Below are 12,876 nucleotides of genomic sequence, written 5' to 3'. Positions count from 1 at the left end.
TTTGGCAAATTGGTGGCCGTAAACCAGGGGCGGTAGCATAGCTAAAAATAACAGGGAATGCTGACCTGTTATTCATTGGGAGTGACGGGGCTTTGTATTTATTTCACTGGCTGAACACCTCACGCTAAAATTTAAAATCCTCCAAAAATTAGAAAGACGGATGCTGATAAGCTGACTTGCAGCATTTCATTTATCATCATGAAAATGAATTTCCCGGACGCGGAGAATCATTTTTATCACACAGCGTTGTGAGGGGTATATGACATATCTCACCAGAAACCTTTGGTCGAGTTTATTACTCGCCATATCCGACTTCCTCAGCTTTACCCTCTCTCTGTATCTGGCTAAATGGATCCTCAGCCATGTGATGACGCATTTTGAACTGCGTATTCCTGATGCCCAGACGTCGGGATGGATTGCGCTGCACACCTTGCTGGCAATTTGTTGTGTCGGGTGGTTTCACCTGCGGTTGCGACATTATTACTACCGCAAAACATTCTGGTTTGAACTTAAAGAAATCCTTCGCACTTTACTGATTTTCGCCTTAATTGAAATTGCCGTGATTGCCTTCGCCAAATGGTATTTTTCACGTTATCTCTTTGTGCTGACCTGGATGTTGGTGCTGGTTCTGGTGCCCGTGGCGAGAATGCTCACCAAACGCACGCTCAATAATCTGGGCTGCTGGCAGCGCGACGCCATTATTATCGGCAGCGGTGCAAATGCGAGAGAAGCCTATAATGCGATTAAAGCCGACAAAAATCTCGGTCTGCGAGTCACACGATTTATCTCGAGTGAACCTCAGGACAAGCCCGGCGATAAAATCGACAACGTTGCGATTATGCCGTCGGATGAGAAATGGGTGCGGGCGAACGTCGATAAGAAAACCCAATTCATTGTGGCCGTCGAGTCGCACCAGAGTGGTATACGTAACGCCTGGCTGCGGGTTTTCATGATTAACGGCTTCCGTTCTGTGTCCGTCATCCCGACGCTGCGCGGCATGCCGCTGGATAACACCGATATGTCATTTATCTTTAGCCATGAAGTGATGATATTCCGGGTACATCAGAACCTGGCCAAATGGTCTTCGCGGGTGACTAAGCGCGCATTCGATATCGCCGCCTCTCTGGCCATCATCGCCTTGCTGTCGCCGCTGCTGATTTACATCAGCCGTAAGGTAAGAAAAGACGGCGGCCCGGCGATTTACGGGCACGAGCGGATCGGACAATCCGGCAAACCGTTTAAATGCCTGAAGTTCCGTTCGATGGTCATCAACTCTAAAGAAGTGCTGGAAACGTTATTAGAAACCGATCCGCAGGCGCGTGAGGAGTGGGACCTGACATTCAAGCTTAGAAATGATCCGCGCATTACTTCTATCGGACAGTTCCTGCGCCGCACCAGCCTGGATGAATTACCGCAGTTATTTAACGTGTTGAAAGGAGAAATGAGTCTGGTCGGGCCGCGGCCGATTATTACCGCTGAGCTGGGACGTTATTACGATGAAGTGGAATATTACCTGCTGAGTAAACCGGGGATGACGGGGCTCTGGCAGGTGAGTGGCCGCAGTGAAGTGGATTATTCCACCCGCGTTTATCTTGATGCGTGGTATGTAAAAAACTGGTCTATGTGGAATGACATTGCCATTTTGTTCAAAACCGTAGGTGTTGTTCTTCGTAAAGAAGGTGCTTATTAATTTTTATAATAACCGGCGGTAATGCCGCTGGTTTGTTTTTATGTTAATGGTGGTTTTATAAATTCATCAGACAGACCTCACAGAATAAACTTTAAATTTAACTTTTTGTTCAACGCATTGAATACGCGCTATTTACCAGCGCGTAAACGCATTGATATGAAAGTGTTTTTATATTTTTTTAATATCTACGCACAGTAATGAGCAATCGACATTGCCCGATTGGAATAGGAAGTCTCGTTGAGAGGCAGATATTAAACCTGAACTACAGATGATGTGAGATAATGAAAAATAGCTTTTTTAATATTTCGATAATGATATCTACGTTCGGCTTGCTAAGCGGTTGTACTGTGATTCCGGGACAGCATTTGAACACAGTGGGAAAGAACGTCGTTGAACAGCCGGACAATAATTACAATATTGATAAACTCGTCAATATTTATCCTCTGACACCAACACTGGTAGACAATTTACGGCCTGCATCGGTCATGGCGCGGCCTAATCCGCAGCTAGACCAGCAGTTAAAAAATTATGAATACCATATCGGCGTCGGCGACGTATTAATGGTTACCGTCTGGGATCACCCTGAGCTGACGACACCTGCGGGGCAATACCGCAGCGCGAGTGACACGGGTAACTGGGTCAATTCCGATGGCACGATTTTCTATCCGTATATTGGCAAATTAAAGGTCACCGGCAAGACGGTCAGCCAGGTGCGGCAGGACATCAGCAGTAAGCTGGCGACCTATATTGAGAGCCCGCAGGTTGATGTCAGCATCGCCGCTTTCCGTTCCCAGAAAGTGTATACAACCGGCGAAGTGATCAAATCCGGCCAGCAGCCGATTACCAATATTCCTCTCACCATTATTGATGCGATAAATGCCGCGGGCGGCTTAGCGCCGGACGCCGACTGGCGAAACGTGGTGCTGAACCACAACGGGCAGGACACCTCCATTTCATTACACGCGCTGATGCAGAAGGGTGACCTGACGCAGAACCGGTTGCTGTATCCGGGCGATATTCTTTTTGTGCCGCGCAACGACGACCTGAAAGTGTTTGTGATGGGAGAAGTCGGGAAACAAAGCACGCTCAAAATGGACCGCAGCGGTATGACGCTGGCCGAGGCTTTGGGGAATTCCGAGGGCATTTCGCAAAGCATGGCGGACGCCTCCGGGATCTTCGTTATCCGTTCTCTGAAAGGCAGCAACCAGGGGAAAATCGCCAACATTTACCAGCTGAATGCCAAAGATGCCTCATCGATGGTGATGAGCACGGAATTCCAGTTGCAGCCCTACGACATTGTCTACGTGACGACCGCACCGATTGCACGCTGGAACCGTGTTATTTCGCAGATCGTGCCGACGATTACGGGTGTACACGACTTGATTGAGGCTGGCCGGTTTGTACGGCAGTGGAATCCGTAATGTTTGATTCTATTTTGATCGTCTGCACGGGCAATATCTGCCGTTCTCCGATTGCGGAGAGATTATTAAGGCAGATATTACCTGACAGGAAAATTGATTCGGCGGGTGTGTCGGCATTGGTGGATAACGCCGCTGACCCGTCTGCCGCTGCCGTGGCTAAAAAGCACAATCTGGAGCTTGATGGCCACCGGGCTACGCAATTTACCTCTGCGCTAGGGCGTCAATATGACCTCATTCTGGTGATGGAAAAATCTCATCAGGAGCAGATAAGCCGTGTCTCACCTGAGGCGCGCGGCAAAATCATGTTGTTAGGTCATTGGGTCGGAAGCAGAGAAATTCCCGATCCCTACCGCAAAAGTCAGGAAGCCTTTGAATCTGTTTACCGGTTAATTGATCAGGCCTGCCAGTCCTGGTTACTGAAACTGAACGGATAAACCATCAGGGAAACCATCGCATGTCACCAGTAATTTCTAAAACCCCCTCTTCGCCAGATTCAGATGAAATAGATTTAGGTCGCTTAATCGGTGAGCTTATCGACCACCGCAAACTCATCATCAGCTTAACCGCTTTGTTTACCGTGCTCGCCGTGGTCTATGCGCTATTTGCGACGCCGATTTATCAGGCTGATGCATTAATTCAGGTAGAACAAAAACAAGGCAATGCCATTTTAGAAAGCCTTAGCCAGGTCTTGCCGGATGCACAACCGCAGTCTGCCCCAGAAATAGCACTTTTACAGTCAAGGATGATTTTGGGCAAAACGGTCGAAGACCTGAATTTACAGGCCGTCGTGCAACAGAAATACTTCCCGATTTTCGGGCGTGGCTGGGCAAGACTGACCGGTGAAGTGCCGGGCAATCTGACAGTCACGCGTTTATATCTGCCGCAGGATGGCAGCGATGTGCCGAAAATAGTGGTTAAGGTGGTAGATAAAAATCACTATCTGGTCGAAGGGGATGACTTCGAGCTGAAAGGTGTGGTCGGTGAGTTGCTTAATGAGAAAGGCATCTCGCTGATGATCAATGATATTCAGGCGCAGCCGGGAACGCGGTTTAATGTTAATTATCTGACGAAGCTGAATGCTATCAATAATTTACTGGATGCATTCAATGTCGCCGACCAAGGTAAAGATACTGGGATCCTGACACTGACACTGAACGGCGATAACGGAGATCTTACGGCGGCTATTTTGAATAGCATCAGCCAGAATTATCTGGACCAAAATATCGCACGGCAAGCAGCTCAGGATGCCAAAAGTCTGGATTTCCTCAACCAGCAGCTTCCGCAGGTGCGCGCAGACCTGAATACATCAGAAGATGCATTGAATGCTTACCGCCGGCAAAAAGACTCTGTCGATCTTTCGCTTGAAGCTAAATCTGTACTGGATCAAATCGTGAACGTTGAAAGTCAGCTGAACGAGCTGACTTTCCGTGAGGCAGAGATTTCTCAGCTGTATACAAAAGACCATCCGACCTACAAAGCGTTGCTGGAAAAGCGCCAAACGCTGCTTAAAGAAAGGGACCGGCTGAATAAGAGCGTTTCAGCTATGCCGGGTACGCAGCAGGAAGTGGCCAGACTGAGCCGTGACGCGGAATCTAACCGCGCTATCTATATGCAGTTACTTAACCGGCAGCAGGAACTGAGCATCGCGAAATCCAGCGCAATTGGTAACGTACGTATAATTGATCCGGCGGTAACGGAACCCAAGGCCGTCAAACCTAAAAAAGTTCTGGTTGTTCTGGTGGGGCTAATCCTGGGGGCGTTTATTTCTATCGGGATCGTTCTGCTACGTGTGTTCTTGCGTAATGGGATCGATTCCCCTGAACAGCTTGAAGAGCGGGGAATCAATGTTTACGCCAGCATTCCTCTGTCTGAATGGCTAAGCAAGAAAAGTAAACCAGGTAAAAATAAGGCAACGAATAAAAAGCGAAAAGGTGAAGAGACTAACTTTCTTGCGGTTGAAAACTCAGCAGACCTGGCTATTGAGGCCATCCGTAGTCTTCGCACCAGTCTTCACTTCGCCATGATGGAAGCAAAAAATAATGTATTGATGATTTCAGGTCCCAGTCAAAGTGCGGGGAAAACATTCATCAGTAGCAACCTTGCGGCCGTTATTTCACAAACAAATAAACGGGTTCTCTTTATCGATGCAGATATGAGGAAAGGGTATTCGCATAAATTATTTAAAACAGGGTTGGAGAACGGGTTATCAGACATATTGTCAGGCAAGGTTGAACCTGAAAATGCTGTCAGGAATATATCATCGGTAAGTATTGATTTTATTTCACGCGGTGAATTACCGCCAAACCCGGCAGAATTGCTGATGCATGAGCGCTTTGGGAAACTGGTGAACTGGGCATCGCAAAAATACAGTCTGGTCATTATCGATACGCCACCGATTCTTGCAGTAACCGATGCCGCTATTATCGGCCGGTATGTAGGAACGACCCTGTTGGTAGCGCGTTTTGAAATGAACACCGTTAAAGAAGTTGAAGTAAGTATTCGCCGCTTTGAGCAAAGTGGTGTGCCTGTCAAAGGATGCATACTGAATAGTGTAGTGAAAAAAGCCAGTAGCTATTATGGCTACGGGTATAGCCACTATGGCTATGCATATTCTGATAATAAATGAGAGTACGCCAAGGATGGCAATGAATCATTTAATCTAAAAACTAATTAGAATATCACATGACAACAAGAACTTTAAAAGAACGGACTATTTCAGGATTGATTTGGAATGCCGTTGAAAGATTTATGGTACAGGGCGGGCAGTTTGTAATTCGAATCATGATTGCCAGAATGATTACACCCGCAGAGTACGGACTTGTAGGAATGGTTGCTGTTTTTTTAGTCCTGTCAGATGTAATCATAAATGGAGGTTTTTCACAGGCATTGATACAAAAAAAGGACCGTACAGATTTAGACTACTCGACTGTCTTTTATATTAATCTTACATTAGGTGTGATTATTTATATCTTGCTATATTGGTTTGCTCCGGAGATAGCAAGTTTTTATAAAGATGATAGGCTAATAGAAGTAATCAGGCTACTATCTATTAGTATAGTGATTAAATCGTTAAGCGTAGTGCAAATTGCCAAGCTGAGTATTGAACTAAATTTTAGACTAAAAACTCTGGTGAATTTTTGGGCTGTTTTAATTAGCGGAGTATTTGCTATTTATTTGGCCTATGCAGGCTATGGTGTATTTTCATTGATTTATCAGGCAATTATTTACTCAGCTATAGTTACAATTTTATTTTTTATAATATCAAAGTGGAGACCCAGTCTGGAGTTTTCATTTTCCAGAACAAAAGAACTTTTCAGCTTCGGTTCTAAGGTTTTTCTGGCTGGTTTAGCTGCTGTTTTATCTGATAATTCGTACTCAATCTTGATTGGACGAATATTCACAAGTAAAGAAGTCGGGTTCTATTCGCAAGGACGTAATCTTCCGGATCTACTTTCTGTTAATCTATTCAATGTGCTGCAAGGTGTTTTATTCCCAGTTATGGCAGATGCTCAAGACGACAGACAAAGGCTTCTGAAGATATATAAGAAAAGTTTAGATATGACGGCATTTATTGTACTCCCTTGTATGGTCGGGTTGGTCGTAATTGCTGAACCCTTTGTCAGGTTATTTTTGACGGAAAAATGGCTACCATCGGTGTTTATTATTCAGTGGTTATCTCTTTCTCGTATGATTATCCCACTTGGTGCAATAAACGCAAATCTTTTGAATGCTGTCGGACGTTCTGACCTCTACTTGAAAATTGATTTGATAAAGCTACCTTTGACAATATTAGGTTTGTTTATTTCAGCGCCATTTGGACTTGAGTATATGGTGATAAGTAATTTTGTTGTATCCATTTTTTATTTCTTCATCAATGCTTATTACCCTGGGAAGTTGTTTGGATATGGTGCATTCAGACAATTAAAAGATGTTTTTCCTGTTATCACTGCTACATTCTTGATGTTTTTATCTACAAATTACTTTTCATTTGATGGTGGACTTATTGACATCCTTGTTAAGATTTCTGTTGGTGCTTCCATTTATATAATATGTTGCATTATTTTTAAAGTTGACTCTCTGTGGGAGGTATTAAATTATGCTAGATTTAAGTTTATTAAAAGAAAATAACTGAATGCTATTTTCATATGTGATAAATAGCAGCGCGAATATGTTTCAGTCGATTTTTTGATTTTTGATAATAATATTCTAACTTAAGAATTTAAATGGGATGAAATGATGAAAAGAGAGAAGGTATTATACGTTGATACATGCCATGATGTTGCTGGAGGTCAGAGGAGTTTAATCGCTTTATTAGAAAAAATAAATGATAAAATAGACTTCAATATTTTAATAGATAAGGATAATAACAAGTATAAAAAAGAGTTATTAAAATCAGGAGTAAGTGAAAGTAAGATTAAATATATTAATAGCAAACCATTTAACTCACGATTTCTTGGTGGAATTAATTTAGCATTAAGAACATTAAGTAAAAGTAAGAATTATTCTATTATCCATTGCAATACATTTTATGATGGTTTATTTGCTATGCCATCATTCAGGCTAAGAGGGAGAAAAACTATCTTCCGAGCAAGATGCGGTATTGATTTGTCAAATCATGGCTATGTAGACAATATCATTTATCAACTCTCAACAGTAATACTGGCAAACTCTGAATATGTAAAAAAAACATTTGATCGTGTTTCTAATTCATTGTCTAAAATTAAAGTCATATATAATCCATTGGATTTGAAGTTTTTAAAACAAAAAAATATTGAAAATATTAACAATGATGGTACATATGTAATTGCGGTAATTGGTGCAATTACCGATGTTAAGAACCAAATGGAAGTGTTAAAGGCGTTGTTCTTAATGAATGACCCCTCTGTAAAACTGCGTTTTATCGGAGAGCCAAGGAGTACTGAAAAGGACAAGGATTACTATGAGGAAATACGAAAATTTACGAAAGATAAGAACCTGCAAGATCGCGTTGAGTTTACAGGGTTTATCTCTGATGTTCGAGACCAGTTGAATGATGTTAAATTAGTTTGTGTACCTTCAGATAGAGAGCCCTTAGGGAGAGTGATTTTTGAAACACAGTTATACGAAATCCCTGTTCTTGCATCAAATTCCGGTGGGAATTCAGAGTTAATAGAAAATGAAATTACTGGGTATCTTTATGAACTTGGAAATATAGAGCAATTATCCGAGAGACTTAAATTAGTTAAAGAAAATAATGATAATATAAAATTAAAAGCAAAAGAATTTATAATCGATAGATTTTCACCTAAAGAGACTTATCTTGCTGAATTGAATTTATATTCTGAAATCTTGAAGTGACTGTGTAATGCACCATCGCGAAATGAAAAGGTAGATTATTATTTTTAAATGTCATTCTTTTATTAAAAAATAGATTTTTTATAAAAAGGTGTAATATGAATAGGAGGTTGTTCTTAAGATTGATATTACCTATTATAGCTTTTAAAGAAAAGTTTTCTTATGCATTGGAAAATAAAAAACTTATTAATATAACCGGCTTGATAATAGATCTTATCTCAAAAAATAAACCTGTAAATATCCCAGATGGCAATTACTCCATAGATGTAGTTTCAATTAAACTTCGTTCAAATAGTAAATTAATTTTCTCAAGAAATGCATATTTTACTCTCAACAAGAATAAAGATAATAAAAATTGTTTGTTCTTAATCGATGGATCAGAGAATATTGAAATTAGTGGCGGTATATTCAAAGCAGATGATGATGTGGTAGAGGTTATTAGCATTAAAAATGGGTCAAAAAACATATCAATAAATGAACTATTTTGTATTGGTTGTCGATTGTTATCTTCTAACGTGACAAAAAACTATGATGCAATAAGAAATACTGACATCAATATGAATTTGAACATCACTGAATGTCGTGGAAAGACAGTAAATGTTAACACCAAAAAGGCTTTTATTGCATTGCGATATACTAAAAACTCAGTGTGTCAAAAATGTATTGTTGATGGTTACTATCATGGCATATTGTTTTGGGGGGGGGATTCTAACCCCAAAAAGAATGGGGCGGTATATAAAGAAAGAAAAACAGGTAACATTAGAATAATAAAAAACAGTATAAGTAATGTTCAACAAGGTGGCATCTGGGGCTCAATGGGGGAGTATGTTACTATTGACTCAAACTACCTTGAAAAAGGAGGCGATGTTGGAATTGATTTTGAAGGATGCAATAGGTCTACGGCTATTAATAACATAGTGAAAAATTTTAGGCATGGTGGGCTTGCCACATTCTTTCTCTGCAATGATATTCTCTTTGAGAATAATACAACAGTTTCATCCGAAGAAGGCAATGTCGTTGTTGCTATTTTCAATTCAACGCTTAAACAAACCAATACAAACATAAAATTTATTAGTAACTATTTTATTGGCGATGGTGTTATATCTTCATTTACTCAACATGGCTCAGTAAATGAACTTCTTGTTCAGAATAATAAGTTTTTAAATACCTTGTTAATTCTTACTAGTCCAAATAATGGCGAGATGAAGATTGCAAAAAACAAATTTAAATTTAACATTCCGCCACATGAAAATACGTTTATTGTTAATGTGTCAAGTGTGCTTAAAAATGACGGCGGTTTTATATTAGAGAGTAATGATGTTTTCAGCGATAACAAATGGTTTTTGAATGATTCTATATATCGTATAAATATTTTAATGTATAGGGATTCAGAGATCTTACCAATCATAAGAGATAATTCTGTTGAGAAAAGACAGGTACCTAATTCAGTAACGGTTTCAACAATACTTCAAAAGTAAATTTCAAATTATCACTTCAGGAATTATGATGATTAGGTTAAAAAATTTTTTGCTATTTATGACATTTGCTTTACCTAAAGCAGGAGCCAAGATTGGAGGGTTTCCGCTTTATGTATCACTTATAAGTAGTTTCTACTTTATGGTATCTGGGTTAATATTTGTTTTAAAAAGAAAAACAGATCTTCTTTTTGTCTTGTTGGCTTTTAGTCTAATATGTATTATGTTTTTGTTTAATCAGTTATCTTTTGCCGGGGCCGACTACTACAGAAATGGATATCTCGGATTTGCATCTGTAATTGCATACATAACTTCATTTTTTTCATTTTTATGTTATTACGGTGCTTTGAAAATAAAAAACTCTGAAGAGTGGAAGAAACATATTGCAGTCATATTTTACCTTCTTGTTATTTATGCATTAATGCAAAAAATATTTGGTGACTACAATGTCACGATCCCTGGAATAACAGCTAATTATCAAGATGCTATGACGCATGACTTTTTAGCGGGTAAGAATAACATGATCTGGGGAATTGGTTATTTAAAAGCAACTTCGACATACCAAAATGGTAACTTATTTGGTGCTAACCTTTTACTTATTGGATATTCAGTGATAGCGAATAACAGGTCTGCTAATAAAAAAATAATGCTCCCGATGATTTTCTTATGCATTGTCGTATTGCTGACTGCGTCTGTTTCTATCTACCTCGGTTTAATTGTTGGCTGTTTATGGATGTTCTTCACATCAAAAAATAATTCTGGGAGTACAGTTGTGATGTTTTGGTTCGGCGTGCTAATACTTGCACTAATATTAACTGTTATGTTTAGTACTGATAATATATTTCTTACAATAATCCAGGAGAGATTATTTAACAGAGATCTGTCAGAAGGGAGCGGTCGAATTGAAAAAATAAAAGAATATGTCACTCTCGTTGGTAATAATCCCTGGGTCTTGGTTAACGGAATGCTTTTTTACAGCAAAGAGTTTGAGGAGGCTTATGAAGTTTTACCTGTTGCTATTTTACAAATACTAGGGTTGCCCATACTGATTTTCTATGTTTTTTTTGTTTTATCAAAGTTAAAATTAATAGTGAAATCTCCATACGTCCTCCCATTTATAGCATATTTTTCAGCATCATTGTCAGATGGTGCTTATTGGCTCCCTCCCACTGCAACAAATCTGTTTATTATATTGGGGCTTTGTACCTCTTGGCATATTCAGGGAAGCAGGAAATGCAACATGGATTTAGCAAAGTAATTATTATTTTTGATAATGTAATTCAGAGAATAAGGTTGATATTTTATTGGCCTGAATTGATTTGGCATGAAAAGATCAAACATTTTTTCGATTTATATAATTTTTATCATGCGGGATTATAATTTATTCGACATGAAATTATTATTTTCCATTACGCATTTTATTTTATCTCGATCTCGATATATCTTTTAAATGTATAGTCTACTTCATGGCTTATCACACTAATCTCTCAGAAGTTAGAGCAGTATCTTTTCGTCGAGGTAATCATGATCCTTCCAGTAATCATGGCCGGTGGTACCGGCAGTCGTTTATGGCCAATGTCTCGTGAACTTTATCCTAAACAATTTCTTCGTCTTCATGGCGAGCAATCGATGTTGCAGGAAACTGTCACGCGATTAAATGGTTTAGGGGCTTCTGAACCTTTGGTTATTTGTAATGAAGAGCACCGGTTCCTTGTTGCTGAACAATTACGGCAGATTAACCGGTTATCAAAAAATATTATCCTGGAGCCTGTGGGGCGTAATACTGCGCCGGCGATTACGCTGGCGGCGCTCAGTGCAATCGATGAAGGCAGCGATCCCTTATTACTGGTTCTGGCCGCTGACCACGTGATTGAAAATCCCGAAGCCTTTCATCAGGCGGTGCAGAATGCCATTCCGTTTGCCGAGCAGGGGAAGCTGGTAACGTTCGGCATTGTGCCGACCGGCCCTGAAACAGGATACGGGTATATTCAGCGTGGAATGGAACTGAGCAGTAACGCGGAATCTGTTTTTCGTGTGCAACGTTTTGTGGAGAAACCCAATTTACCGACGGCACTGCAATATCTCGAGACAGGGGAATATTACTGGAACAGCGGGATGTTCCTGTTCCGGGCAAAACGTTTTCTCGAAGAGATGGCCACCTTCCGGCCAGATATTCTGCAAGCTTGTCTGAAAGCTATCGAAACACTGGAACCTGATCAGCAGCAGAATTTTATCCGCGTAGATAAGGAATCATTTTCGGCCTGCCCGGATGAATCTGTCGATTATGCGGTTATGGAAAAAACGACTGATGCCATTGTGGTTCCGTTAGATGCGGGCTGGAATGATATTGGTTCCTGGGCGGCATTGTGGGATGTCAATAATAAGAATACCGCCGGGAATGCCGTTACCGGCGACGTGTTTACCCATAATGCTGAGAATTGTTATATCAATACCGATGAAAAACTTGTGGCGGCAATTGGCGTTGAGAATCTTGTTATTGTTAATACCAAGGATGCCGTTTTAGTTATTGATAAATCCCAGGTGCAGGACGTTAAAAAAGTCGTTGAATATTTAAAGAGTGCTCAGCGCCGCGAATATCGTTTGCATCGCGAGTCTTATCGCCCGTGGGGCAGAAACGATATTGTGGTTAATACCCCGAGATATCATGTTAACCGAATAACAGTTAAACCGGGCGGTCAGTTCTCCCTGCAAATGCATCATCACCGCGCTGAACACTGGGTCATTCTTTCAGGAACGGCCAGAGTCACAATTAATGATGAGAACTTCCTGCTGACTGAAAACCAGTCAACGTTTATTCCCATCGGGGCGCAGCACAGGCTGGAGAACCCCGGAAAGATCCCGCTGGAGCTTTTGGAAATTCAGTCAGGCTCCTATCTGGAGGATGACGATATTGTCCGTACACAAGATCACTATGGTCGTTGTTAATTTGGGGATG

The 12,876-nt window shown here is 40.8% G+C and carries 9 protein-coding genes; all 9 read left to right on the top strand.

Annotation, left to right across the window (positions count from 1 at the left end):
• Positions 1-259: 259 nt before the first annotated feature.
• Positions 260-1,690, top strand: a complete 1,431-nt coding sequence (gene wbaP / locus IV433_RS07410) for an undecaprenyl-phosphate galactose phosphotransferase WbaP (protein WP_195813806.1) — start codon at positions 260-262, stop codon at positions 1,688-1,690.
• A gap of 281 nt (positions 1,691-1,971) precedes the next feature.
• Positions 1,972-3,111: a polysaccharide export protein gene (locus IV433_RS07405; protein WP_229893277.1), complete on the top strand. Its 1,140-nt coding sequence runs from the start codon at positions 1,972-1,974 to the stop codon at positions 3,109-3,111.
• The gene (locus IV433_RS07400) at positions 3,111-3,545 is read left to right on the top strand and encodes an arsenate reductase/protein-tyrosine-phosphatase family protein (protein WP_229893276.1); all 435 of its coding nucleotides are present in this window, start codon (positions 3,111-3,113) and stop codon (positions 3,543-3,545) included. Before IV433_RS07405 ends, IV433_RS07400 begins: the two co-directional genes overlap by 1 nt.
• A gap of 20 nt (positions 3,546-3,565) precedes the next feature.
• The gene (locus tag IV433_RS07395; protein WP_195813808.1) at positions 3,566-5,737 is read left to right on the top strand and encodes a polysaccharide biosynthesis tyrosine autokinase; all 2,172 of its coding nucleotides are present in this window, start codon (positions 3,566-3,568) and stop codon (positions 5,735-5,737) included.
• A 56-nt stretch (positions 5,738-5,793) separates the two neighbouring features.
• Entirely contained in the window at positions 5,794-7,239 is a 1,446-nt protein-coding gene (locus IV433_RS07390) for a lipopolysaccharide biosynthesis protein (RefSeq protein WP_195813809.1), read from the top strand.
• 105 nt (positions 7,240-7,344) lie between these two features.
• Positions 7,345-8,448 carry a glycosyltransferase gene (locus tag IV433_RS07385; RefSeq protein WP_229893275.1) on the top strand — a complete coding sequence of 368 codons (1,104 nt, stop codon included), beginning with the start codon at positions 7,345-7,347 and terminating at the stop codon, positions 8,446-8,448.
• A gap of 119 nt (positions 8,449-8,567) precedes the next feature.
• A complete protein-coding gene (locus tag IV433_RS07380) occupies positions 8,568-9,923 on the top strand; it encodes a right-handed parallel beta-helix repeat-containing protein (protein WP_195813810.1) in 1,356 nt (451 codons plus the stop codon).
• A 28-nt stretch (positions 9,924-9,951) separates the two neighbouring features.
• Positions 9,952-11,178 carry a hypothetical protein gene (locus tag IV433_RS07375; protein WP_195813811.1) on the top strand — a complete coding sequence of 409 codons (1,227 nt, stop codon included), beginning with the start codon at positions 9,952-9,954 and terminating at the stop codon, positions 11,176-11,178.
• 266 nt (positions 11,179-11,444) lie between these two features.
• A complete protein-coding gene (locus tag IV433_RS07370) occupies positions 11,445-12,866 on the top strand; it encodes a mannose-1-phosphate guanylyltransferase/mannose-6-phosphate isomerase (protein ID WP_195813812.1) in 1,422 nt (473 codons plus the stop codon).
• The last annotated feature ends 10 nt before the right edge of the window (positions 12,867-12,876 follow it).

It is taken from the genome of Rahnella laticis, from assembly GCF_015644585.1.
Taxonomy (GTDB): domain Bacteria; phylum Pseudomonadota; class Gammaproteobacteria; order Enterobacterales; family Enterobacteriaceae; genus Rahnella; species Rahnella laticis.
Note: the sequence above shows the minus strand (reverse complement) of the source record. Positions and strands in the feature narration are given on the sequence as shown.